Origin of the sequence: Planotetraspora kaengkrachanensis (assembly GCF_016862895.1) — a bacterium.
Taxonomy (GTDB): domain Bacteria; phylum Actinomycetota; class Actinomycetes; order Streptosporangiales; family Streptosporangiaceae; genus Planotetraspora; species Planotetraspora kaengkrachanensis.
This window is the reverse complement of the sequence record NZ_BONV01000058.1, coordinates 24,500-48,659: the sequence shown is the minus strand read 5'-3', so window position 1 is coordinate 48,659 and position 24,160 is coordinate 24,500. Positions and strand designations below refer to the sequence as shown.

General features: G+C 69.5%; 24 protein-coding genes. 12 read left to right on the top strand and 12 right to left on the bottom strand.

The window, feature by feature from the left end:
• Positions 1-217: 217 nt before the first annotated feature.
• The 3 genes from Pka01_RS38950 to Pka01_RS38940 form a co-directional block, all read right to left on the bottom strand.
• Complete coding sequence (locus tag Pka01_RS38950; protein ID WP_203888032.1) at positions 218-1,303, bottom strand: alcohol dehydrogenase catalytic domain-containing protein; 1,086 nt, start codon at positions 1,301-1,303, stop codon at positions 218-220.
• Positions 1,304-1,353: 50 nt separating this feature from the next.
• A complete protein-coding gene (locus Pka01_RS38945; RefSeq protein WP_203888031.1) occupies positions 1,354-1,548 on the bottom strand; it encodes a ferredoxin in 195 nt (64 codons plus the stop codon).
• Positions 1,549-1,648: 100 nt separating this feature from the next.
• Positions 1,649-2,182, bottom strand: coding sequence for a pyridoxamine 5'-phosphate oxidase family protein (locus tag Pka01_RS38940; protein ID WP_239116258.1), 534 nt, complete (start codon positions 2,180-2,182; stop codon positions 1,649-1,651).
• A 223-nt stretch (positions 2,183-2,405) separates the two neighbouring features.
• Here Pka01_RS38940 and Pka01_RS38935 point away from each other — a divergent pair, with 223 nt between their 5' ends.
• Positions 2,406-3,047, top strand: coding sequence for a class I SAM-dependent methyltransferase (locus Pka01_RS38935; protein ID WP_203888030.1), 642 nt, complete (start codon positions 2,406-2,408; stop codon positions 3,045-3,047).
• Positions 3,048-3,153: 106 nt separating this feature from the next.
• Here Pka01_RS38935 and Pka01_RS38930 read toward each other — a convergent pair whose 3' ends face one another.
• From Pka01_RS38930 to Pka01_RS38920, 3 genes are all read right to left on the bottom strand, one after another.
• Positions 3,154-4,215 carry a prenyltransferase/squalene oxidase repeat-containing protein gene (locus Pka01_RS38930; protein ID WP_203888029.1) on the bottom strand — a complete coding sequence of 354 codons (1,062 nt, stop codon included), beginning with the start codon at positions 4,213-4,215 and terminating at the stop codon, positions 3,154-3,156.
• On the bottom strand, positions 4,212-4,925 hold the full coding sequence (locus tag Pka01_RS38925) for a class I SAM-dependent methyltransferase (RefSeq protein ID WP_203888028.1): 714 nt from the start codon (positions 4,923-4,925) through the stop codon (positions 4,212-4,214). Before Pka01_RS38925 ends, Pka01_RS38930 begins: the two co-directional genes overlap by 4 nt.
• An 81-nt stretch (positions 4,926-5,006) precedes the next feature.
• Positions 5,007-6,251: a glycosyltransferase family 4 protein gene (locus Pka01_RS38920; RefSeq protein WP_239116254.1), complete on the bottom strand. Its 1,245-nt coding sequence runs from the start codon at positions 6,249-6,251 to the stop codon at positions 5,007-5,009.
• A 259-nt stretch (positions 6,252-6,510) separates the two neighbouring features.
• Between Pka01_RS38920 and Pka01_RS38915 the strand changes: the two genes are divergently transcribed.
• Positions 6,511-7,536, top strand: a complete 1,026-nt coding sequence (locus Pka01_RS38915) for a GDP-mannose 4,6-dehydratase (RefSeq protein ID WP_203888026.1) — start codon at positions 6,511-6,513, stop codon at positions 7,534-7,536.
• 258 nt (positions 7,537-7,794) lie between these two features.
• Here Pka01_RS38915 and Pka01_RS38910 read toward each other — a convergent pair whose 3' ends face one another.
• Complete coding sequence (locus tag Pka01_RS38910) at positions 7,795-8,763, bottom strand: type IV toxin-antitoxin system AbiEi family antitoxin (RefSeq protein ID WP_203888025.1); 969 nt, start codon at positions 8,761-8,763, stop codon at positions 7,795-7,797.
• Between the two features lie 344 nt (positions 8,764-9,107).
• The gene (locus Pka01_RS38905; protein WP_203888024.1) at positions 9,108-10,310 is read right to left on the bottom strand and encodes a cytochrome P450; all 1,203 of its coding nucleotides are present in this window, start codon (positions 10,308-10,310) and stop codon (positions 9,108-9,110) included.
• Between the two features lie 279 nt (positions 10,311-10,589).
• Between Pka01_RS38905 and Pka01_RS38900 the strand changes: the two genes are divergently transcribed.
• The 6 genes from Pka01_RS38900 to Pka01_RS38875 all read left to right on the top strand — a co-directional run bounded on the left by Pka01_RS38900 (position 10,590) and on the right by Pka01_RS38875 (position 15,774).
• On the top strand, positions 10,590-11,423 hold the full coding sequence (locus Pka01_RS38900; RefSeq protein ID WP_275414543.1) for a fumarylacetoacetate hydrolase family protein: 834 nt from the start codon (positions 10,590-10,592) through the stop codon (positions 11,421-11,423).
• On the top strand, positions 11,420-12,730 hold the full coding sequence (locus tag Pka01_RS38895) for an L-fuconate dehydratase (RefSeq protein WP_203888022.1): 1,311 nt from the start codon (positions 11,420-11,422) through the stop codon (positions 12,728-12,730). The genes Pka01_RS38900 and Pka01_RS38895 overlap by 4 nt, the downstream gene beginning before the upstream one ends.
• Positions 12,731-12,765: 35 nt before the next feature.
• On the top strand, positions 12,766-13,518 hold the full coding sequence (locus Pka01_RS38890) for an SDR family NAD(P)-dependent oxidoreductase (protein WP_203888021.1): 753 nt from the start codon (positions 12,766-12,768) through the stop codon (positions 13,516-13,518).
• 37 nt (positions 13,519-13,555) lie between these two features.
• Positions 13,556-13,861 carry an L-rhamnose mutarotase gene (locus Pka01_RS38885; RefSeq protein ID WP_239116251.1) on the top strand — a complete coding sequence of 102 codons (306 nt, stop codon included), beginning with the start codon at positions 13,556-13,558 and terminating at the stop codon, positions 13,859-13,861.
• On the top strand, positions 13,858-14,772 hold the full coding sequence (locus Pka01_RS38880; RefSeq protein ID WP_203888020.1) for an aldo/keto reductase: 915 nt from the start codon (positions 13,858-13,860) through the stop codon (positions 14,770-14,772). Before Pka01_RS38885 ends, Pka01_RS38880 begins: the two co-directional genes overlap by 4 nt.
• A 129-nt stretch (positions 14,773-14,901) precedes the next feature.
• Positions 14,902-15,774 (top strand): amidohydrolase family protein, encoded by an 873-nt coding sequence (locus tag Pka01_RS38875; RefSeq protein WP_203888019.1) that lies wholly within the window; start codon positions 14,902-14,904, stop codon positions 15,772-15,774.
• Here Pka01_RS38875 and Pka01_RS38870 read toward each other — a convergent pair.
• Entirely contained in the window at positions 15,717-16,676 is a 960-nt protein-coding gene (locus tag Pka01_RS38870; protein WP_203888018.1) for an AraC family transcriptional regulator, read from the bottom strand. The two genes, Pka01_RS38875 and Pka01_RS38870, sit on opposite strands and share 58 nt — an antisense overlap.
• A 103-nt stretch (positions 16,677-16,779) precedes the next feature.
• Between Pka01_RS38870 and Pka01_RS38865 the strand changes: the two genes are divergently transcribed.
• Positions 16,780-17,814, top strand: coding sequence for an aldo/keto reductase (locus tag Pka01_RS38865; protein ID WP_203888017.1), 1,035 nt, complete (start codon positions 16,780-16,782; stop codon positions 17,812-17,814).
• Here the strand turns inward: Pka01_RS38865 and Pka01_RS38860 are convergent, their stop codons facing one another.
• Positions 17,815-18,486, bottom strand: a complete 672-nt coding sequence (locus tag Pka01_RS38860; protein WP_203888016.1) for a FadR/GntR family transcriptional regulator — start codon at positions 18,484-18,486, stop codon at positions 17,815-17,817.
• Positions 18,487-18,724: 238 nt separating this feature from the next.
• Between Pka01_RS38860 and Pka01_RS38855 the strand changes: the two genes are divergently transcribed.
• A complete protein-coding gene (locus Pka01_RS38855; RefSeq protein WP_203888015.1) occupies positions 18,725-19,627 on the top strand; it encodes a TIGR03619 family F420-dependent LLM class oxidoreductase in 903 nt (300 codons plus the stop codon).
• A gap of 35 nt (positions 19,628-19,662) precedes the next feature.
• On the opposite strand, the gene Pka01_RS38850 is transcribed toward Pka01_RS38855, so the two are convergent.
• Together Pka01_RS38850 and Pka01_RS38845 are read right to left on the bottom strand one after the other, a co-directional pair.
• Positions 19,663-20,823: a steroid 3-ketoacyl-CoA thiolase gene (locus tag Pka01_RS38850; protein WP_203888014.1), complete on the bottom strand. Its 1,161-nt coding sequence runs from the start codon at positions 20,821-20,823 to the stop codon at positions 19,663-19,665.
• Positions 20,824-20,912: 89 nt separating this feature from the next.
• Entirely contained in the window at positions 20,913-21,575 is a 663-nt protein-coding gene (locus tag Pka01_RS38845) for a TetR family transcriptional regulator (RefSeq protein WP_373318245.1), read from the bottom strand.
• Between the two features lie 250 nt (positions 21,576-21,825).
• On the opposite strand from Pka01_RS38845, the gene Pka01_RS38840 reads away from it, so the two are divergent.
• Together Pka01_RS38840 and Pka01_RS38835 are read left to right on the top strand one after the other, a co-directional pair.
• Positions 21,826-22,896 (top strand): acyl-CoA dehydrogenase family protein, encoded by a 1,071-nt coding sequence (locus tag Pka01_RS38840; protein ID WP_203888013.1) that lies wholly within the window; start codon positions 21,826-21,828, stop codon positions 22,894-22,896.
• Positions 22,896-24,068 (top strand): acyl-CoA dehydrogenase family protein, encoded by a 1,173-nt coding sequence (locus tag Pka01_RS38835; RefSeq protein ID WP_203888012.1) that lies wholly within the window; start codon positions 22,896-22,898, stop codon positions 24,066-24,068. Before Pka01_RS38840 ends, Pka01_RS38835 begins: the two co-directional genes overlap by 1 nt.
• The last annotated feature ends 92 nt before the right edge of the window (positions 24,069-24,160 follow it).

Here is a 24,160-nt window from a genome sequence, read left to right as displayed (position 1 = left end):
TCCCACCCCCTCATTCGCCGACGGCCTGCGCGTCCAGCAGGTCCTCGCCGCCGTCGAGAAAAGCGCGGCCGACGAGTCCCGGTGGACCGAGGTGTGACCTCGGAAAGGACATGACGGAGTGAGAAACGGCTCCGGTCCGGGTGCATCTGGGGCCCGGATCGGAGCCGTTTCTCATGAACGCCGCGGACGCGCCGGAGTGCGGCGCGTCACGCGGGGCTCAGTCGAACATGACGATCTGGCGGAGCACCTCGCCGCCCCTGAGGGCCGCGACCGCGTCGTTGAGGTCGGCCAGCCGGATCCGCGAGCTGATCATGCTCTCGAGGTCGAGCTTGCCGGCCTTGTAGAGGTTCGCGAAGAACGGGAAGTCCCTGCGGACGTCCGCGCCGCCGTAGAGCGAGCTGAGGATGTTCTTGCCCTCGAACAGCAGCCCGAAGGCGGTCAGCGGCACCTGGTCGTCCATCGCGCCCGCGCCCACGACGATGACGTCGCCGCCGCGCCGCGTGGCCTGCCAGGCGGTCATGATCGCGGCGGACTTGCCGACGACCTCGAAGCCGTAGTCGAAGCCCTGGCCGCCGGTCAGCGTGCCGATCGCGTCCATGAGCTGGTCGGGCGTGCACGCGTGCGTGGCCCCGACCTTCTTGGCCAGTTCGTGCTTGGACTCGAGCGGGTCGATGGCGAGGATCGTCGTCGCCCCCGACACCCGGGCTCCCTGGATCACGGACAGGCCCACGCCGCCGCAGCCGACGACCGCGACCGTCGATCCCGGCCGTACCTTCGCCGTGTTGATGACGGCGCCGACGCCGGTGGTGATGCCGCAGCCGATGAGCGCGGCGGCCTCGTAGGGGACCTCGGGGTCCACCTTGATGGCGCCCTGCCACGGGACGACGATCTCCTCGGCCCAGGTGCCGCAGCCCGCCATGCCGAAGGCCGGCGTCTGCCCGCCGTAGACGAACCTGGCCTCCATGAAGCTCTTCATGACGTAGGTCGTGCAGAGGTTGGGCTGGCCGACGATGCAGTTGGGGCAGTCCCCGCAGGCCGGGGTCCAGTTGATGATGACGTGGTCCCCCGGCTGGACGGAGGTCACGTTGGCCCCGACCTCGACGACCTCGCCCGCGCCCTCGTGGCCGGGGATCACCGGCAGCGGCATGGGCAGGACGCCGGTCAGGACGGAGAGGTCGGAGTGGCAGACACCCGTCGCCTTGATCTTCACCCGCACGTCGGTCGGCCCGACGGGGGTGAGGGTGAAGTCGTCACGGATGTCGAGCTTGTCGTCGCCGACCGCGTGCAAGAGAGCGCCGCGCATTGGACCTCCTGGGGGGTTACTCGTCTTCGAGTTATGAGTCTTCGAGCGACTTATGAGTCTTCGAGGGACAAGGCGGCTTTGGGGCAGGACCGGACCGCGTGCCGTACCCGGTCGAGCATCTCCGCGGGCGGCTCCGGCAGCAGGACGTGCAACTGGTCGTCGTCGTCGACCTCGAACACCTCGGGCGCCAGGCCCATGCACACGGCGTTCGCTTCGCAGACCAGATAGTCGACCTTGATCTTCATGTCCGGCTCTCCTTCGTACGGCGGGGCTCGTCCGCACTCTCAATCCGGCGGCCGAGACCGTGTCGTTCCCCCGAGGTCCCCACGGCCGGTGAGATCGCGCTCATCCAACGCTAGCGCCGGGCAGCTTGCGGTGATCCCACGAGACCACGCGCGAGGGCTCGACCACGTAGGCGATCCGCTTGCGGGCGGTGTGTGCCACGTACTCGCGCAACTGGCCGTCCGCGGCCGCGTCCGAGCCGTTGGGGGAAGCCGCGCCGTCCGGCTCGCCGGGGGCGGCCATGCCCGTCATCCGCCGTGTGACGTCCATCCCGACATCGAGGACCTCTTCCGGGTCGTCGATGAGACGGGCCGTGCCGTAGATCATGACGCCGCGCAGCTCGAAGTAGTCGTCGCCGGACTCGACGAGGCAGGTGACTCGGGGGTCCCGGTCGATGTTCCGCGCCTTCTGCGCCTTGCGGTACGTCCAGAAGGTGATCTTTCCGTCGCTCAGGCCGTAGAACATGGTGACGAGGTGGGGTGTGCCGTCGCCGTTGATCGTGGCGAGCTGGAGCTTGCGCGCGTCGCGCAGGAACCCGGCGACCTCCTCGTCGTCCATCGCGATGCCTGCACGGCGGTTCACGCTGGGCTGGGTCACGCTGCAAAGTAGAACACGTTACAGCAGGGTGGACAAGGGGCGAGTGGAATGTTGTTCGGGTGAGTGTGCGGTGGTCGGGCGGGGGTCGGTAGGGTTCCAGCGCGGCGGTGGAGCAGCCGTCCGCCGCGAGCCGTACAGAGTCACACAGAGCGGCCACACAGGCCGTACAGAGTCACACAGAGCGGTCACACAGGCCGTACAGAGCCGCACAGAGGGACAGCGCATGGCCGTCACGATGCCCGACGATCTCCGCCGCCTGGCCGAGGAGGCGAGGGGGTTCATGCCGCCCGCCGAGGGGCTGGCGCTGTTCGACGTCGCCGCCCGGTACGGCTCCCTCGGCCCGATCTGCGAGATCGGCAGCTACTGCGGCAAGTCGGCCGTCTACCTGGGCGCGGGTGCGCGCGAGGCGGGCTCGGTGGTGTTCACCGTCGACCACCATCGGGGCTCCGAGGAGATCCAGCCGGGCTGGGAGCACCACGACGCCGACCTGATGGACCCGCGCTTCGGGAAGATGGACTCACTGCCGTTCTTCCGGCGCACCATCGCGGAGGCCGGACTGGAGGACGAGGTCGTCGCGATCGTGGGCGCGTCGGCGGTGGTCGCCCGATTCTGGAACACGCCGCTGGCGGTGCTCTTCATCGACGGCGGCCACTCGGAGGAACCGGTCACGAGGGACTACGAGGGGTGGGCCCCTCACGTCATGGTGGGCGGAGTCCTGGTGTTCCACGACATCTACCCGGACCCGGCCATGGGCGGCCAGGCCCCGTACCAGGTCTATTTGCGTGCGCTCGCCTCAGGAGCCTTCAAGGAGACCAGAGTGGAGGGCTCCCTCCGGGTCCTCGAACGCACCACCCCCTTGGCGTGATCATGCACGGATTCGCGTGCGGCGCCGATGACCTGCGGCGCCGCCGTACGTGATCATGCGCGGGATCGCGCGCACGTCTGGTGACCTGCGGCACCACCGTACGTGATCAGGCGTGGGCGCGCTCGCATCCGCACTCGCCCGTGATCCGCACCTGCTGGCCTCCCGCGTCGCGGAAGACTCCGGAGCCGGGAGTGGTCCGCGAGAGGGCGTCGGCCGCGAGGATCACCGCGGCCGCCGTGTAGCCCGACCGCTCGTGCGGGAAGTGCTTGCCGTTCACGAACTGCCAGCCGGTCCAGTAGGACCCGTCCTCGTGCCGCAGGTGCTGCATGTCCGCGAACACCGCCAGCGCCCGCTCGTCGTCTCCGAGCGCGTCGAGGGTCATGACCAGCTCGCACGACTCGGCGCCGGTCACCCACGGCTGGTCGGACACGCAGCGCGCGCCGAGCCCGGGGACGACGAACGTGTCCCACTCCAGGTCGAGCCGCTGCGCCGCCTGGGCGCCCCGGACGGCGCCGCCCAGGATCGGGTAGTACCAGTCCATCGAGAAGCGGCTCTTGTCCGCGAACGCCTCCGGATGCGCCGTGAGCGCGTGCCCGAGGCGGTCGGCCGCGAGCTCCCAGTCGGGTTGCGGGTCACCCAGCCGTTCGGCGAGCAGCACACCGCAGCGGAGCCCCTGGTGAACGGATGAGGAGCCGGTGAGCAGGGCGTAGGCGGCGGGCTCGCCGGCGACGTTCCGCTCCCACACGATCTCGCCCCGGGTGGTCTGCAGGTCCACGACGAAGTCGAGGGCCCTGGCGACCACGGGCCACATCGACCGGGCGAAGTCCATGTCGCCGGTAACGAGCAGATCGTGCCAGACGCCCACGGCGACGTAGGCCGCGTGATTGGACTCCCCGCCGGCCTCGACCGCCTCGTCACCGACGAGCTTCATCGGCCAGGAGCCGTCCGGACGCTGGTGCCGTACGAGCCAGTCGAAGCCGCGGCGCGCCTCGTCGCGCAGCCCGGCCACGGTGAGGGCCATCAGGCACTCGATGTGGTTCCAGGCGTCGACGTGGCCCTCAGGCCAGGGGATGCCACCGGTGGCGTCCTGGATCGCGGCGATGCTCCGCGCCGTCTGGACCACCTGCTCGGCGGTGATGACTCCGGGTACGGACGGCGCCGCCGTCATGCGGGCTTCCGGACGTAGACCACCACACTCTTCCCGATCAGAGGGTTGAGCAGGGCTTCCGCGATCCGGGTGGCGGCGGGGCGCTTCATGATGTCCCACACCAGGAGCTCGTGGTAGGCCTTGGCCAGCGGGTGGCCGTCGTTGTTCACGCCGACCGCGCATTTGATCCACCAGTACGGCGAATGCAGCCCGTGGGCGTGATGGTGGGGCCCGACCTCCAGGCCGGAGGCCTTCAGCTTGGCCTGAAGCTCGGCCAACGTATAAATCCGGATATGTCCGCCAGGCGCCGTGTGGTAGTCCTCGGAGAGGGCCCAGCAGATGCGCTCGGGGATGAAGTTCGGGACCGTGATGGCGGCCTGGCCGCCCGGCTTGAGCACCCGGACGATCTCCCGCATCGCGGCCATGTCGTCGGGGATGTGCTCGAGGATCTCGGCGGCGATGACGCGGTCGAACGACGCGTCGGGGAAGGGCATGCCGAGCGCGTCGCCGACGACCGTCTCGCCGGTGGCCCCCGGGGGGATCTGCCCTTCCTTGTCCATCGCCGCGAACATCGCGGCCACGCCTTCGAGTTCGGCGGCGTCCATGTCGAAGGCGACCACGTCGGCGCCTCTGCGCAGCACCTCGAACGCGTGCCGGCCCGCGCCGGCGCCGAGGTCGAGAACGCGGTCACCCGGTCCGACGGGCAGACGGTCGAAGTCGACGGTCAGCACTCGCGTCACCTTTCGTATCGCAATGTCTGTCGGCCGCCGCACGGACGATCCGGTGGTCGGCGGCCTGGGGAAGGGCGAAGGTCAACTGGTGTGAGCCGTACGCGCCGCGATGGCCTCGCGGTAGGCCTCGACCGTGCGCCGGGCGACGACGGGCCAGGCGTAGCGTTCCATGACCCGCTCGTAGCCCTTGCGGCCCACCGCCTCGCGCTCCTCCGGGGAGTCCAGCAGGCGGAGCAGGACCGCGGCCAGCTCCTCGGGGTCACCCGGCTCGACCTGGATCGCGGCGTCGCCGACGACCTCGGGAAGGGCGCCCGTCCGGGAGGCGACCAGCGGGGTTCCGGAGGCCATGTGCTCGACGGCGGGCAGCGAGAAGCCCTCGTACAGCGAGGGGACGACCGACACCTCCGACGTGGCGATCAGCTCCGCGAGCGCCTCGTCCGAGATGCCGTGCACGAACGTGACGTGCTCGTTCAGCGAGAGCTCCGCGATGAGTTTCTCCGTGGGCCCGCCGGGCGTCGGCTTGCTCACCACGGTGAGGTGCACGTCGCGCTCGGTGGCGAGCTTCGCGGTCGCCCGCAGCAGCGTCGCGACGCCCTTCATCGGCGAGTCGGCGCTCGCCACGGCCACGATCGACCCCGGCCGCTTGGGCAGCTCCGGCCTGGGGTGGAAGAAGCGGGTGTCGACCCCGAGGGGGATCAGCCGCATGTTGTCCTCGGGGACGCCGAAGTCGCGGTGGATGTCGGCCAGCGACGACTCGCTGACGGTCAGGATCGGGCTCAGCCGTGGGGCGACGATGCTCTGCATGCGCACGAACCCGTACCAGCGGCGCATGGAGAGCTTCTTCCAGCCCTTCGCCGCCTTGAGCTCGATCCGGCGGTCGACGCTGATCGGGTGGTGGATCGTGCCGACGACGGGGAAGAGCTTCTTGATCCCGAGCACGCCGTACCCGAGCGTCTGGTTGTCCTGCACGACGTCGAAGTCGCCCTGGCGCTTCTCGAGCTCTCGGCGCGCGCGAAGGCTGAAGGTCAGCGGCTCGGGGAAGCCGGCCGTCCACATGGTGGCGACCTCCAGGACGTCGATCCAGTCGCGGTACTCGCGCAGCTTCGGCGTCCGGAACGGGTCGTCGTCGTTGTAGAGGTCGAGGCTCGGGACCTTGTTGAGGATCACGCCCTCATCCAGCTCGGGGTACGGCTGGCCGGAGAAGACCTCGACGTGGTGACCGAGGGCGACCAGTTCACGGCTGATGTGGCGGAGATACACCCCCTGACCGCCGCAGGTGGGCTTGCTGCGATAGGACAGCAGCGCGACTCGCAGCCGTTCGGCCAAAGGGCACCTCTTTCCCGCTGTGCCCTCAAGGGGCTGGCACCGAACCCTACCATTTGACCTTAGATAGGACAGCTCGGGTGGAATTGTTCCTAGGGTTGCCTGCACCATGCCGGAACTGCGAAGTTAGCTTACCCGAATGGCATTCGGTGTAACACGTTCTATCTAATGGTCGATCACGATGGCATCCTGAGGCGGGCAGGGCGGTACATTCGCCTCTTATAGCCCTCATCGGGTTGGTCGGGCACAGCGAGGAGGACCGTTGGCCAAGCGCGCGCTTGTAACCGGCATCACCGGTCAGGACGGCTCATATCTCGCCGAGCACCTGCTCAGTGAGGGTTACGACGTGTGGGGCCTCGTCCGCGGCCAGGCCAACCCCCGCGTGTCGCGCGTACGGAAGCTCCTCCAGGATGTGCAACTCGTCCGGGGCGACCTGCTCGACCAGGGTTCGCTGATCTCGGCCGTCGAGAAGGTGCGACCCGACGAGGTCTACAACCTGGGCGCGATCTCGTTCGTCCCGATGTCCTGGGAGCAGGCTGAGCTCACGGCCGAGGTGACCGGCATGGGAGTGCTCCGCATGCTCGAGGCCATCCGGGTGTGTTCGGGGATAACGGCGTCGCGCGGCTCGGCCGCCGGACAGATCCGCTTTTATCAGGCTTCTTCGTCTGAAATGTTCGGGCAGGTCAGGGAGACGCCGCAGACCGAGAGCACCCCCTTCCACCCCCGCTCCCCGTACGGCGTCGCCAAGGCGTACGGGCACTTCCTGACTCAGAACTACCGCGAGTCGTACGGGATGTTCGCCGTGTCGGGCATCCTCTTCAATCACGAGTCGCCCCGCCGCGGCGCCGAGTTCGTCACCAGAAAGGTGACCCTCGGAGTGGCGCGGATCAAGCTCGGCCTCGCCACCGAGCTGCGCCTGGGCAACCTGGAGGCGCGGCGCGACTGGGGATACGCGGGGGATTACGTCCGGGCCATGCACCTCATGCTGGGCGCGGGGGACCCCGAGGACTACGTGATCGGCACCGGGCGGACGAGGTCCGTACGGGAACTGGTGGAGGCCGCGTTCACGGCCGCCGGGCTGGACTGGGAGCAGCACGTCGTGTGCGACCAGAACCTGCACCGGCCGGCGGAGGTCGACCTGCTGTGCGCCGATCCGAAGAAGGCCAGGACCCAGCTCGGCTGGGAGCCGACCGTGTCGTTTGAGGAACTCGTCGCGATGATGGTCGAGGCCGATCTGCGTCTGCTCGCGGACGGCCACGACCCAGATCACGACTCCTCCTGGCCGTGATCATGCACAGGTTCGGCCGCATGCCGTACGACGTGGGCCGACGCTTGGCGTGATCATGCACGGGTTCGCGGGGAGGCGGGCTGACGTGGGCACCCCCCTGGCGTGATCATGCACAGGCTCGGCCGCGTGCCGTACGACCTGGTCTTTCCTCGTTCGTGATCATGCACGGATTCGGGAGCGTGCCTCGCCACCTGGGGAAACCTCTGTCGTGATCATGCACGCACTGTCGGACATGGCGCACGGTAGAGGGTTAAGGCGTCACGCGGCATAGAGGCGAAATCGCGCCTCACGGTTGCGCAGCATGCGCAGTCGCGTGAGGACGAACGTCATCTGCTCGGTGGACGGCCGCCATCCTCTGGAGAGGAGTTTCCCGGTCAAGTCCTCGAGATAGTCGGCGGGCCGTCCGAGAACGTCTGACTTGCGAACGATGACGAGCTCCCAGCCGCACTCCCGAAGCTGCGCACGTCGCCACGCGTCGTGCGCCAGGTCCTCGGCGCTGCTGTGGTATTTCTCCCCGTCGTACTCGACCCCGACCAGTTGGTTCGGGTACCCCATGTCCACGAACACCTCCGCGCCCGACGGCAGGATGACGTGAATCTGCGTCTCGGGTCGCGGCAGGCCGGCATCGACGATCAGCACACGCGTCCAGCTCTCGCTGGGGGCCTGCGCGCCCGCGTCGCCCAGTTGCAGGACCTCTCGGAGCCTCTTCGCGTTGCGCCGGCCGGCGAGCGCGAGGGCCCGGGTCTGCAGGCTCTCGATCTCGACGCGCCGCCGGAGGAACTGGTCGAGTGCCGCGACGGCCTCAAGGCGCGGCAGGAATCGCGCACAGTCGAGAGCCGTACGTTCTTGAGTGGTGATCGCCACACCGCCGAGGAGCGTGATGTCCGCGGAAGTGATCTCGGCCTCGTGGCCGCGGCAGCCGGGCCGCCGAGGTCGCGTCCTTTCTCCTGCGGCGACGAGGAGCTCCACCGGCCAGTCGTGGCTCGTCTTCCCCGGCGGAAGCACGTCGAGGCCCCACAACCACGCGGCCGTGCGGCGGCAGATGATCGCCGTCGGCCCGCTGACGGCGGCGATGATCTGCGCTCGTACGGCCAGGGCATGCGGATGGTCGCCGGCGTAATAGGCCCCGAGTGCGAGCCGATGAATCTCGCCGGTGTCGACGAGCCTGGTGAGCTCGTCCTTGTCGATTCCGCGCGCCCTGGCGGCCGCCGTCGTGATGAGATCCATGACCGCACAGCATGGGACTTCGCAGGCCCAGCCGTTGGCAGGTCCGCCCGGCTGTGGATATCAGGCGTGGCTGTGGACAAGCCCGGCCGCCTGCATGATCACGACAGGCGTTGGCGCTGGTGGGAGGGGGTCTCTCCGAATCTATGCATGATCACGGACGGTGAAAGGCCAGGTCGTACGGCATGCGGCCGAACCTGTGCATGATCACACCAAGGGGTGGCGCAGGTCGGGCAGTGTCTCCGCGAACTTGTGCATGATCACACCAGGGGGGACCTGCACTTACATGATCACGCCAAGGGGGGACCTGCACTTACATGATCACGCCAAGGGGAGGGCCCGGGGGGTCAGAGGGTGACGGGGAGGGTCTTGATGCCGTTGATGAAGCTGGACCGGAGGCGGGTGGCCTCGCCGGACTGCTGAAGGGTGGGAATCCGCTCCGACAGGACCTCGAAGAGCACCCTCAGTTCCAGCTTGGCCAGGTGGTTGCCCAGGCAGAAGTGGGCGCCGCCGCCGCCGAAGCCGATCTGGGGGTTGGGGGTCCGGCCGATGTCGAAGACGTCCGGCGCCTCGAACACGTCCTCGTCCCGGTTGGCCGAGGTGTAGAAGACGACGACCTTGTCGCCCTCGGCGATCTCCTGGCCGCGGACGACCGTGTTCGTCGTGGCCGTCCGCCGGAAGAGGTTGACCGGGGACACCCAACGGACGATCTCGTCGGCGGCGGGCCCCGCCAGATCACGGTTCTCGACCAGCCTCGTCCACTGCTCGGGGTTCTCGAAGAGCGCGAGCATGCCGCCGGACGCCGCGTTCCGGGTGGTCTCGTTGCCCGCCACGACCAGAAGCAGCACGAACAGGTCGAACTCGTCGACGCTCAGCGTCTCGCCGTTCTCCGCCGGCAGGAGGAGCTTGGTGACGATGTCGTCCTGCGGGTCGTCCTTGCGGGCCGCGGCCAGTTCGTTGGCGTACGAGTAGACCTCCATGGCGGCGGTCTGGCTCTCGTCAGCCTCGGCGGCGTAGTCGGGGTCCTGGGCGCCGATCATGCGGTTGGACCACTCGAAGATCTTGTCCCGGTCCTCGATCGGCGCCCCGAGGAGCTCGCAGATCACGTAGAGGGGGAGCGGGGCCGCGAAGTCCCTGACGAAGTCGGCTTCGGGCTTGTCCCTCGCCTCGTCAACGAGCTGGTGACAGATCTCCCTGATGTGATCCTCGAGCTTGCTGATCGCGCGGGGGGTGAATCCGCGGTTGACCAGCGAGCGCCGCCGGGTGTGCTCCGGCGGGTCCTGGTTGAGCATCATCATGCGCTGGAGCTCGCGCTGCTCTTCGGGCATCTCGTCGAACAGGGCGAGCTTCGCCGCGGAGGAGAAGAGCTCGGAGTGCCGGGAGACGTGCACGACGTCCTCATGCTTGGTGAGCGCCCAGAATCCGGGCCAGTTACGCTCGGCGTCCCCCTCGTGCCGGAAGACCGGAGCGTTCGCGCGCAGCCAGCGGTACTGGTCGTGCGGCGCCCCTTTGCTCGAGTAGTGGTCCTGGTCGACGAGGTTGATATCCATGGGACCACCTAGTGTCGAGGGTGAGGCCGGGGACTGGAAGATCGTTTATACCAGCCGCCTGCGAACCTCTTACTGAAACGTGTTCTATTACGGCTCCAGATCGTACGTCAAGGTGTGGCCGGGGTGGCCGCGGGGTGACATGAAGCGTCGGCAGCCGCAGGTCATCGGAGGTGTGTGCCGCCTCGCACTTGACATCGGCGTCGGCCGTCCGGAAATCTTCTCCTTGAGAAAACATCGGATGTATGGGGGCCCCTTGTGAAGCTGCTCCGCGTTGGTGCCATGGGTGAGGAGCGTCCGGCCGTGCTGGACGGCGAAGGCCGTGTCCGCGACCTGACCGGCGTCCTCGAGGGGGCCGACATCGACGGGCGGTTCCTGGCCGGTGGTGGCCTTGATCGGGTCCGCGCCGCACTCGCCGGAGGCGACCTGCCCGTGGTCGACACCGAGGGTCTGCGGATCGGGGCGCCGGTCGCCCGGCCGGAGAAGGTCGTGTGCATCGGCCTCAACTTCCGCGACCACGCCGCGGAATCCGGCGCCGCCATCCCCGAGGAGCCCGTCGTCTTCATGAAGGCGCCCAACACAGTCGTCGGACCTTTCGACGAGGTGCTGGTCCCGAGGAAGAGCGTCAAGACCGACTGGGAGGTCGAGCTCGCCGTCGTGATCGGCAAGACCGCACGTTACCTCGAATCCCACGAGGACGCCCTCGCCGCGATCGCCGGTTACGCGATCTCCAATGACGTCTCCGAGCGGGAGTTCCAGCTCGAGCGGGGCGGCCAGTGGGACAAGGGCAAGTCGTGCGAGACCTTCAACCCGCTCGGCCCGTGGCTGGTGACGGCCGACGAGGTCGCCGACCCCCAGAGCCTGGGCATGCGGCTGTGGGTGAACGGCGAGCTCCGCCAGGACGGCGACAGCAAGGACATGATCTTCGGGGTGGCCGAGGTCATCCGCTACCTCAGCTGGTTCATGGTCCTCGAGCCCGGCGACGTGATCAACACCGGTACGCCGGCGGGGGTCGCCCTCGGCATGCCCGACCACCCGTACCTGCGGGAGGGCGACGTCATGGAGCTCGAGATCGACGGTCTGGGACGCCAGCGCCAGCCGGTCGGCCAGGCATGACGGCCGAGCAGGTCGTCGCACGGGGGTCCTCCGTGATCACGGCGATGGAGACCCACGACATCCGTTTCCCGACCTCGAGGGAGCTCGACGGCTCGGACGCGATGAATCCCGATCCCGACTACTCGGCGGCCTACGTCGTGTTGCGTGACGGCGACGACGAAGGACACGGGTTCGCCTTCACGATCGGCCGCGGCAACGACATCCAGACCGCCGCCATCAAGGCGCTGGAGCCGTACGTCGTCGGCCGGAGCGTCGATGACATCGGCGCGCTGTACCGGGACATGGTGGGCGACTCGCAGCTGCGCTGGCTGGGCCCGGAGAAGGGCGTCATGCACATGGCGATCTCCGCGGTCGTCAACGCCCTGTGGGACCTCAAGTCCAAGCGGGAGGGCAAGCCGCTCTGGCTGCTGCTGAGCGAGATGTCGCCCGAGGAGATCGTCGACCTCGTCGACTTCCGCTACCTCTCCGACGCCCTCACGCGTGAGGAGGCTCTGGCCATCCTCCGCGCCGCCGAGCCGGGGCGCGCCGAGCGCATCGAGCGGCTCAAGGCGAGCGGTTACCCCGCCTACACCACGTCGCCCGGCTGGCTCGGCTACAGCGACGACAAGCTGCGCCGCCTGTGCAAGGAGGCCATCCAGGACGGCTTCACGCAGATCAAGCTGAAGGTCGGCGCCGACCTCGACGACGACGTCCGCCGCATGCGGATCGCCCGCGAGGTCTGCGGCCCCGATTTCCGGATCGCCGTCGACGCCAACCAGAGGTGGGACGTCGGCGCGGCCGTCGCCTGGGTGGGCGCGCTGGCCGAGTTCCACCCGTGGTGGGTGGAGGAGCCCACGAGCCCCGACGACGTGCTCGGCCACGCCGCCATCGCCCGTGAGATCGCGCCCATCAAGGTCGCGACGGGCGAGCACGTCCAGAACCGGGTGATCTTCAAGCAGCTGCTGCAGGCCGAAGCCCTGTCCTATCTCCAGCTGGACGCCGCCCGCGTCGGCGGGGTGAACGAGAACATCGCGATCCTCCTGCTCGCGGCCAAGTTCGGCGTGCCGGTCTGCCCGCACGCCGGCGGCGTGGGGCTGTGCGAGCTGGTCCAGCACCTGTCGATGTTCGACTACGTCGCGGTCAGCGGATCCATGGACGACCGCGTCATCGAATACGTCGATCACCTGCACGAGCACTTCGTGACGCCCGTGGTGATCGAGAACGGCGCCTACCGGGCACCGCTCGTCCCCGGCTTCAGCGCCACCATGCGGCCCGAGTCGATCGCGGCGTACTCCTTCCCCGACGGGCCCGTCTGGAGATCCGCATGAGCAGCGCAGCCCACCCCACGTCAGGAATGTGACCGATGAGCACCGAATTCGATGGACTTTCCGCACTCGTAACGGGAGGCGGCTCGGGAATCGGCCTCGCCACGGCCACCCTCCTGGCCGAGCGGGGGGCCCGCGTGGCCTGCCTCGACGTCAACCCGCCGGGTGAGCCGTTCCTCGGGCTCAAGGCCGACGTCACCGACGACGCCTCCGTCCGTGCGGCCGTCGCGGCGGCGGCGGAGCACTTCGGCGGGCTCGACATCGTCGTCAACAACGCCGGGATCGGGGCCGCGGGCACGATCGCGGACAACCCCGACGACGAGTGGCTGCGGGTCCTGGACATCAACGTCGTCGGCATGGTCCGGGTGGCCAGGGCGGCCCTGCCGTACCTGCGGCGGTCGAGCCACGCGGCCATCGTCAACACGTGCTCCATCGCCGCGACCGCGGGGCTGCCGAACCGCGCGCTCTACAGCGCCAGCAAGGGCGCCGTACTATCGTTGACCCTCGCGATGGCGGCAGATCACATCGAAGACGGCATCCGGGTCAACTGTGTCAACCCGGGCACGGCGGACACCCCGTGGGTGGGCCGGCTGCTCGACGCCGCGTCCGACCCGACGGCCGAGCGCGCCGCGCTGGAGCAGCGCCAGCCGATGGGCCGGCTCGTGACCGCTCAGGAGATCGCGCACGCCATCGCCCACCTGGCCAGTCCGCTCAGCTCCGCCACCACCGGGACGGCGATCGCCGTCGACGGTGGCATGCAGGGCCTGCGCCTCCGGCCCCGATCGAACTGACAGATCGATACAGATCAAGCTGACAGGGAGTTCGCCCATGCAGAGGCTCGCTCTGCGCACCCGGCTCAAGGCGGATGCCGTCGAGGAGTACGAGAGGGTCCACGCGGTGATCCCGGAGGATCTGGACGCCGCCCTGCGAGAGGGCGGCGTGCACACCTGGCGGATCTGGCGTGACGGTCTCGACCTGTTCCACTACGTCGAGGTCGACGACTACGCGAGCCTCCAGCGGTTCCTTCGCGACAGCCCCGCCGACCAGGCGTGGCAGGCACGGATCAACCTGCTGCTCGACGCCGACTTCGACCAGGAGGCGACCGGCCTTCGCATGGTGTGGGAGCTTCCATGAACGTCACCCCCTACGGATTCGGCTCCGCGCCGATCGGCAACCTCTACTCGGCCCTCCCGGACGATGAGGCGGCCGCCGCGATCGACGCGGCGTGGGACGCCGGCATCCGCTACTTCGACACCGCTCCTCATTACGGCCTGGGGCTGTCCGAGCGGCGGATCGGCGCCGCACTGCGCGGCCGGCCGCGGGAGGAGTACGTCGTCTCCACGAAGGTCGGCCGGCTGCTCGAGCCGAGCACGGGCGGCGGGCGCGACGACCAGGGCTTCGACGTGCCCGCCACCCACAGGCGCGTCTGGGACTTCTCCCGCGACGGCGTGCGGCGCTCGCTGGAGGAGTCCCTCGAGCGGCTCGGGCTCGACTCGGTCGACATCGCCCTCATCCACGACCCGGACGCCCACTCCAAGGAAGCCCTCTCCGAGGCGTATCCCGCGCTGGCCGAGTTGCGCGCCCAGGGCGTCGTCAAGGCGATCGGCGCCGGGATGAACCAGACGCGGATGCTCTGCGACCTCGTCAGGGAGACCGACATCGACGTGGTGCTGCTCGCCGGGCGCTACTCCCTGCTCGACCGGTCGGGCGAGGAGGAACTCCTGCCGCTGTGCCTGGATCGCGGGGTGACCGTCTTCGTCGGGGGAGTGTTCAACAGCGGACTGCTGGCCACCCACGACCCCCGCGGCACCTACGACTACGCGCCCGCCCCCGCGGACCTGCTGGAGCGGGCCAGGGAGATGGCCAGGGTGTGCGAGCGGCACGGCGTCACCCTGCCCCAGGCGGCTCTGGCGTTCCCGCTCAGGCATCCCGCGGTTGCCTCGGTCATCGTGGGCATGCGCTCGGCCGAGGAGGTCGAGCAGAACATGGCCCTGACCGATCGCGTCGTCCCCGAGGACCTCTGGGCCGAGCTCCTCGCCGTGTGACCCCGTACGACCCGTGTGAACCTGTACGACCCGTGTGACCCCGTACTACCCGTGTGACCCCGTACGACCCCCTTGACCCGGAGCGAGGCAGTTCGTGATCATGCACGGACGACGACAAGGAGACGTGACGTGATCGACGCGCACCACCACCTCTGGGACCCCTCCCGCCGCTCGTATCCCTGGATGACGGGCGACGCCCTCGCACCGGTGCGCAAGCCGTACGGGCTGGAGGACCTCAGGCGTGAGACGTCCGCCGCCGGGGTGAACGGGACGGTTCTCGTGCAGACCGTCTCCGACATCGACGAGACGGTGGAGTTCCTGGGCACCGCGGGCCGGTCGGACGGCCTGATCGCCGGGGTCGTCGGATGGGCCGACCTCACCGCCGACGTCACCGGCCAGGTGGAGCGGCTGCGCGCCGCGGCGGGGGGAGAACTGCTCGTCGGCCTCAGGCACCAGGTGCAGGACGAGGCCGACCCCGAGTGGATCGCCCGTCCCGACGTCCGCGCGGGGCTGCGCGCGGCCGCCGCGGCCGGCCTGGCCTACGACCTGCTGGTGCTCGTGCCGCAGATCCCGGCTGCCCTGTCGGTGGCGCGCGAGCTGCCCGACCTGCGTTTCGTGCTCGACCACGCGGCCAAGCCGCCGATCGCGTCCGGCGAGCTCGAGCCGTGGGCGAGCGGGCTCGACGAGCTGGCCAAGCTGCCGAACGTCGCGTGCAAGCTCTCCGGGCTGGTGACCGAGGCGTCGTGGACCGACTGGGAGACCCCGCAGTTCGCGCCGTACGCCGACCGCGTCCTGGACTCGTTCGGCCCCGACCGGGTGATGTTCGGCTCCGACTGGCCGGTGTGCGAGCTCGCCGCGTCGTACGCGCAGGTGGTCGAGCTGGCGGCGGAGCTCGCGTCGGGCCTGTCCGAGGCGGAGCGCGCGCAGGTCTTCGGCGCCACCGCTCAGGAGTGGTACGGGCTGCCCGACACCGACGACCTGGACGCGTCCCTCCTCCGGTAGGTCCGGGGCGAGGCGCCCATGACCCGTTTGAACGCGTTGCTAAAGGAGCTCTCCGAGCCGTACCCCCAGTTTCCGGCTATCGCGTGCACGGTCCGGTCGGTGTCGCGCAACTCCCGCCCGGCCGCGTGCATGCGCCAGCGCATGAGGTAGTCGAGCGGGGTGGCGCCGACGGCGGTCTTGAACTTCTCCGCGAACGTCGACCGCGACATGCCCACGGAGGTGGCGAGGTCGCCGACCGTCCACTTGCGTGCGGCGTCCTCGTGCATCAGCCGCAGCGCGCCGCCGATCTGGGGATCGAGCAGGGCGCTGAGCCAGCCGCCCGGCGACCCGCCGTCGGCCGCCATCGTGGCGGCGTAGGTGCGCAGGGCCTGTACGAACACCATGTGGACGATGCGATCGGTCATGAAGGCGGAGCCGAGCGAGGGCGCGGCCGTCTCCTGGTTGAGCAGCCGCATCGCCATGTGCAGGGCCTCCGCCTGATCGGATGAGGCGGGGACGTGCACCAGCGGGGGCAGCACGTCGAGCAGCAGCCTGGCGTTGCCGTCGTCGAAGGTGAGGGCTCCGCCGACGAGGACGGTGTCGACGTCCGCGTCCCCGTACCGGACGCAGTCGAGGCTCTCGGCGGCCAGGAACACCGGCACGGCGTCGACGGCCCTGGTCGCGAGGTCGCTGGACATGACGTACGGCCCGCCGCTGGTGACCATCCAGCAGTCTCCCTGCCGCAGTTGTGCGGGCTCGGCGTCCTGCGGCGAGATCCAGCAGGAGCCGGTCAGCACGACGCCGAACTTGGCGTGCCGGTAGCCGCCCGGGAATCTCAGCGCCCACGGGCCTCCCACCTCGAAGCGGGAGGGCGCGGCGCTCTCGACGTTCAGCAGGGACAGGACGTGGGACAGCGCATCCACGGGTGACTCCGGACGATCGCTCAGATAAATCGGACTTTCTCGTATGGATTGTCCGGGCTGCCCTTCATAGCCTGCAAGTGAATCCCCACAAACAGGAGAAACTGTGAAATATCGCATGCTGGGTCGTACGGGTGTGTTCGTATCGGAAATCTGCCTCGGGGCGATGTCGTTCGGAGGCGCCGACCACCCGGTCTACCAGGCGGTGGGCGGCCTGCCCGTCGAGGAGGCCGACCGGATCGTCGGCATCGCGCTGGACGCCGGTGTGAACTTCATCGACACCGCCGACGTCTACTCGGCCGGCGAGTCGGAGTCGCAGCTCGGTCAGGTGCTCAAGGGCCGTCGCGACGGCGTCGTCCTGGCGACGAAGCTGGCCGCCCGCATGGGCCCGGGTCCCAACGACGTCGGGCTGTCGCGGCTCCGCGTCGCCCGGGCTCTCGAGGACAGCCTGCGCAGGCTCCAGACCGACCACATCGACCTGTACCAGCTCCACAGCGTCGATCCGCACACGCCGATCGAGGACACGCTGAGAGCGCTGGACGACGCCGTACGGCAGGGCAAGATCCGATACGTAGGATGTTCGAACTTCGCCGCCTGGCAGGTGGCCAAGGCGCTGGGCGTTTCGGCGCTGCGCGACCTGCCCGCCTTCGTCTCGGTGCAGGCGTACTACTCCCTGGTCGGGCGGGAGCTCGAACACGAGCTGCTCCCCGTGATCGAGGAGGAGAGGCTGGGCCTGATGGTCTGGGCCCCGCTGGCGGGGGGATGGCTGTCCGGCAAGTTCGACCGCGGCGGTGCGTCCGACCCGACCTCGCGTCAGGCGCAGGCGGGCCGCGCGGAGTTCCCCCGGATCGACCGGGAGCGCGCCTACGACGTCATCGACGTGCTCAAGGCGGTCGCCGCCAGGCACGAGGTGAGCGCCGCCAGGGTCGCACTCGCCTGGGTGCTCGCGCGCCCGTCGGTCACCTGCGCCGTCGCCGGAGTCCGCAGGCCCGGACAGCTCGAGGACAACCTCGCCGCCGTCGACCTCGAACTCACCGCGGACGACCTCACGGAGCTCGACGAGGTGAGCCGCATCCCCGAGACCTACCCGACCTGGGTCCAGCGAGGCGGCCTGAGGGACCGGCTTCCGCTGAACGTGTGATCAGAGGGCCTGGCGGAGCCACTCCTCGACTCCGGCGACGTGGACGGTCGCCCAGGCCATCGCGATGTCGGGCTGGTGGGCGGCGATCGCCTCGTAGATCGCCACGTGTTGCTCGCGGGTCTTGCCCAGGGCGCCCTCCTGGGTGAGACCGCGCCACACCCGCGCCCGCGTGGTCGGCCCCGACAGGCTCTCTATCAACGAGGCCAGGACGACGTTGCCCGAGCCGGCGGCGATCCGCTGGTGGAACTCGAGGTCGTTGGCCACGAGCTGCTCGACGCTCGGCTCGGCCGGGAGGGAGTCGAGGATCTTGCGCAGGTCCTCGATGTCGTCCGCGCCCATCCGGGTCGCCGCCATCGCGGTGGCCGCGGGCTCCAGGATCCTTCTCACCTGGAAGAACTGCAGGACCGTGTCGTCCAGGTGGAAGTCGACCACGAACGACAGCGCGTCGAGCAGCAGGTGAGGCTCCAGGCTCGTGACGTAGGTGCCGTCGCCCTGCCGCACGTCGAGGACGTTTATGAGGGCGAGCGCCCGGACGGCCTCGCGGAGCGAGTTGCGGGACAGGCCGAGGCGCTCGGCCAGGTCGGCCTCCTTGGGCAGCCGGTCCCCGGGGGCCAGCTCACCCGAAAGGATCATGTCCTTGATGCTGTCGATCGCCGCGTCGGTGACTGCCACGCCATGCACTCCTTGGAGCCCTGTCAGCGGGGGCGGTCCCCGCGTGCGTGGACTCTTAGACATCCGATGTCTAAGAGTGTATGACGCGAAGCCGTCCCCGAGATCCCGACCGCGCCCACGACCTCCGGTGAATCCCTCGGGTTCGGCGGGCGAGCTCGTCAGCTGCCCTCATGAAAGGGCGTCCAGGCCGATGGCGTACGTTCGTTGGCCTCGGCACTGAGGCAGACAGAGGGACGCCATGAAGATCGGTTTCGCTGTTCCGCACCTGCACAAGCAGGCGCACGACATCGCCAGAACGGCCTATTTCGCTCGTGAGGCGGAGAAGGCGGGCGCGGACAGCCTCTGGGTGGGCGACCGCAACTTCGCCGCCGTCAACCCGAAGATCGGTGCCGGCGGCCAGGGCAACACGATTCCGGTCGAATACAACACCGCGGCCGACCCCTTCGTCGTCCTCGGCGTGGCCGCCTCCGCGACAGAGCGGGTGAAGCTCGGCACCCACGTGCTCATCGCCCCCGTGTATCCGCCGGTGCAACTGGCCCGCATGCTGACCTCGATCGACCTGATCAGCGGCGGCCGGCTCATCCCCGGTTTCGGCATCGGCTGGTCGCCGGAGGAGTACGAGGCCGTCGGATACGAGTTCTCGACCCGCGGCGCCCGGATGAACGAGCTGCTGGACGCGCTCGAGGTGCTCTGGACGCAGGACCCGGCCGAGTTCCACGGCAAGCTGATCGACCTGCCGCTGCAGCACAGCCCGCTGAAGCCCGCGCAGCGGCCCCGCCCGCCGATCTACCTCGGCGGCACGGCCGAGGCCGCCCTCCGGCGCGTCGGCGAGCGGGCCGACGGCTGGTTGCCCCTGTGCATGGTGCCCTACTTCGTGAACATCGACATGATGAGGGAGCAGCGGGGGGTCGTCGACCGGTTCGCCCGTGACGCCGGCCGCGACCCGGCGTCGATCGACACGATCATGCGCGTCAACATCATGCAGGGCGTCTCGGCGCAGCAGACCGCCGACGTCATCAAGACCGTGGCCGAGGCGACCGGCATCGATCACTTCCTCGTCGACTCTTCGTTCGTCGCGTCCAACGTCGACGAGTCCCTCGACCTGGTCGGCGAGGTTCTGCCGCTCATCCGGCGCGGCTGAAATCGGGGCCGGGCTCCGGGCCCGATCCTCCCGGCTCAGACGCGTTCCAGGATGGTCGCGGTGGAGAGGGCTCCGCCGGCGCACATGGAGATGAGGGCGGTCGAGGAGTCCGACCGCTCCAGCTCGTGCAGCGCCGTCGTGATGAGCCGTGCGCCCGTCGCGCCGACCGGGTGCCCGAGCGCGATCGCGCCGCCGTTCACGTTGACCTTTTCCATGTCGGGCCGGTGGACCGACGCCCACGACAACACGATGGACGCGAACGCCTCGTTCACCTCGAACAGGTCGAGGTCGCCGATCGTCATCCCGGACCGTTCGAGCACCTTCGCCGTCGCGTCGACCGGCCCGTCGAGGTGGTAGTACGGCTCGGAGCCGACCAGCGTCTGCGCGAGGATCCGGGCGCGGGGGCGCAGACCGTGCCGCGCGGCCGCCTCCTCGCTCATCAGGAGCACGGCGGCGGCGCCGTCGGACACCTGTGACGACGTGCCGGCCGTGTGCGTGCCGTTCTCGCCGAGGACGGGTCGCAGCCTGGCGAGCCCCTCCACTGTCGTCTCCCGCAGTCCCTGGTCCCGGGCGACCGTAAGGCTCTCGCCCGTCGGCTGCCCGTCCTCGCCGAGGACGGGAGCGGCCACGGGGAGCACCTCACGGCCGAACCTGCCGTCGGCCCACGCCTTGGCGGCCAGCTGCTGCGAGCGGGCGCCGAAGGCGTCCAGGTCCTCGCGGGTGAGGCCGCGCCGGCCCGCGATCCGCTCGGCGGCGGTGAACTGGTCGGGCAGGTCGATCGACCAGTCGTCAGGCCGGGGCTTGGCGGGCAGCACGTTGCTGCCGAGCGGCTGGCGGCTCATGACCTCCACGCCGCACGCGACGCCCACGTCCATGACGCCCGCCTGGATCAGCGCCGCGACCAGATGCACGGCCTGCTGCGACGACCCGCACTGCGCGTCGACCGTCGTGACACCCGCCCCGTACGGCAGGCCCGCGTAGAGCCAGGCGTGCCGGCCCACGTGGCCGCCCTGCTCGCCGGCCTGGGTGACGCAGCCGGCGAACACCTGCTCGACGGCCGCGGGGTCGACGCCCGACCGGTCGACGAGCCCCCTCATGGCGGCGGCGAGGAGGGCCTGCGGCTTGACGCCCGCGAGCAGGCCGCCTCGCTTCCCGATCGGAGTCCGCACCGCTTCGACGATCACCGGGCTGCCCACGAGACCTCCGCCACGTCAGAACAATGTTCCAGCGAAATGTAACGCGTTCTACTCTCGTGGGGAAGACGGCGGCGGAGGTCCGTCCCGGCTCAGAAGTCGGCGAACAGGCGTCCGGCGGCGATCTCGATCCTGCGCTGGACCTGCTCGTAGGTCCGGCGGCCGCGGAGCATCTCGAGCAGTTCCTGCACCCAGACGCCGGACAATGACCCGGCCAGCGCGAACTGCTCCTCGGTCGCGACCTCGGCCGTCAGGCCGTTTCCCGCGACGCGCAGCAGCAGTCCGGCCATCCGGTCGCCGAACGGGATGTCCACCTCGGCCATGATCAGTGAGCGGATCAGGGCGTCGGCGAGTTCCGGCTCGCGCATCAGTCCGCGGGTGGCCCGCATCAGGATGTCGACGGCCCGGCCGGCGGGCGTGGCCGCACTGGGCGGCCGGCGCTCGATGCTCGACTCCAGCGTGTCGATCTCCTCGCCCACCACGGCGACGACGAGATCCATCTTGGACGGGAAGTACCGGTAGAGCGTGCCGAGCGCGACCCCCGCCCGCTCGGCGACGGTGCGCATCTGCATGGCCTCGACGCCGCCCCGCGAGGCGAGTGCGGCGGCCGCCTGGACGATGCGTTTGCGCCTTTGGTGCTGACTCCGTGTCCGCACTCCCGGAGCCGGAGTGGGAGAGATCGGATGGCTGTCCACGACGGATGCCCCCTCAGAACGTGGCGCCGGGGCGTCCGCGCCGACAGGCGAGATACGCATAGGAACACGTTATCTGATTCCCGGTCTGACCCGGTGGTTACTCACCAGTCACAAATACCGGGCTCCATCCATGTCTTTTCGGGTTTTCTGCGGGTGTCAGGCCCGACCGGAGGGGTGCCCTATGGACACAGATTAGAATGTGTTCTAGTTTGCGGTTCTGCCAGGTGTGCGAGGAGGCGGGTCCGGGGCGGGCGGCGACACCCCGGAGGACAACACGGAATCGGACCGAGTTCGCCCTTCTGGAGGGCCAGTGGACTTCAATGTGGACGAGACCCAGGCAGAGCTGCGCACGCTTGCGTCCGAGGTGCTCGACCGGGAGGCCGTACAGGCGAGGATCGAGGCCCACGAGAAGAGCGGCCTGCCGTACGACGCGAAGACGTGGAAGGCGATGGCGCAGGCCGGCCTGCTCGGCGTGTGCCTTCCCGAGGAGGCCGGAGGCGCGGGACTCGGCGCGGTCGAGATGGCGGTGATCCTCAGGGAGACCGGCGCCCGGGTCGCGCCCGTCCCCGTCCTGCCCAGCCTCGTCGCCGCCCTGACCGTCTCCCGGTACGGCACGGCCGCCCAGAAGGAGGCACTAGCGCCGCTCGCCGAGGGGGACGCGGTGCTCACCTTCGCCTTCAGGGAACCGGGCGCAGATCCGGGCGAGCCGCCTGCGACCACGGCCGCCGGGGGCAGGCTCACCGGACGCGCGAGTGTCGTCTCCCACGCGGCCTCGGCATCGGGGATCCTCGTCCCCGCGCAGGTCGAGGGAGCGGGGGTCGGCCTCTTCCTCGTCGAAGCCGATGCCGTGGCCGTACGGGAGGTGACGCTGGCGACGGGCGAGGCGGGAGCGGTGATCACCATGGACGGCGCTCCCGGAGAGGCGGTCGGCGAGGCCGACGGCGCGGCGTGGGAGTCGCTCAGGCTGCACGCGCTCGCCGGCGTCACCGCGACCGCGTCCGGCGTGCTGGCGGGCGCGTTGAAGCTGACGACCGACTACATCCGCACGCGCCGCCAGTTCGACCGGGCGCTGGCCGAGTTCCAGGCCGTGACCATGCAGATCGCCGACGTCTACATCGCGGGCAGGGCGCTCGACGTGGCCATGTGGTCGGGCGTCTGGCGGCTGGCCGAGGGGCTGCCCGCGGCGGAGGACCTGGCGATCGCCGCCTTCCACACGACCGGTCCCGTCCTCGAGGCCCTGTACACCTGCCAGCACCTGCACGGAGGCATCGGCCTCGACGTGACCTATCCGCTGCACCGCTACTTCGCCTGGGGCAAGAACGCCGCCCACCTGCTCGGCGGCACGGAGGCCCAGCTCGACCTGATCGGAGCGCTGGTCTGATGTACATCGAACTGAACCCGGAACAGCGGCGGCTCCGAGACGAGCTCAGGGAGTACTTCACCGCCTGCCTCACGGAGGAGGACCGGGCGAAGTTCGCCCAGGACCCGTTCGGCGAGGCGTACATGGAGCACTGCCGCAGGCTGGGACGGGACGGCAAGCTCGGGCTCGGCTGGCCCAAGGAGTACGGCGGCGGCGGATACGGGCCGCTGGAGCAGCAGATCTTCGCCAACGAGATCGCCAGGGCCGAGGTGCCCTACCCGATCATCACTCTGCAGACCGTGGGGCCGACGCTGATGCAGTACGGCACCGACGAGCAGAAGAACTTCTTCCTGCCGCGCATCCTCGCGGGCGACTGCCACTTCGCCATCGGCTACAGCGAGCCGGGAGCGGGCACGGACCTCGCGTCGTTGCGCACGACGGCCGTCAGGGACGGCGACGACTACGTCGTGAACGGGCAGAAGATCTTCACATCGGGGGCGCACCACGCGCAGTACATCTGGCTGGCCGCCCGCACCGATCCGACGGCGAGCAAGCACCGCGGGATCACCATGATGATCGTGGACTGCGCGGACCCCGGCTTCTCCTGGACGCCGATCGTCACGATGGACGGCCGCCACCACACGAACTCGACGTACTACTCCGACGTCCGCGTGCCGGCGAGCATGGTCGTCGGGACGGAGAACAAGGGCTGGGACCTCATCGTCAACCAGCTCAACCACGAGCGTGTGACCCTCGGGCCCGCCGGCAACATCGCCCACACGTACGTCAGGTTCGTGGCGTGGGCGAAGAACAAACCGGGCAGAGACGGCAGGCCCCTGTACGACAACCCGGCGGTGCGGCGGGCGCTCGCCCAGGTCTACGCGTACTTCCGGACGAACGAACTCCTCAACTGGCAGGTCGCCGCGAACATGGATCTCGGCTGGCTGGGTGCGCCCGACGCCTCCGCCACCAAGATCTACGGTTCCGAGCGCATGCAGGACGTGGGCCGGATCGTGGGCGACGCCCTGGCCCGCTTCGGCGATCCGGGGGACGAGGAGACGCAGGACCTGATCGAGCGGGTCGACCGCGGCGTCAAGGGCGCGATCGTGCTCACGTTCGGGGGCGGCGTCAACGAGGTGCAGCGCGAGCTCATCGCCATGCTCGGTCTCCAGCTTCCCAAGCCGCCGCGATGAGCCCTGTCTGTTTCCGGCGGGCCTGTTTCCGGCGGGCCTGTTCTCGGCGGGTCTGTTCTCGGCGGGCCTGTTTTCGAAGGAGCGAGGAGGCG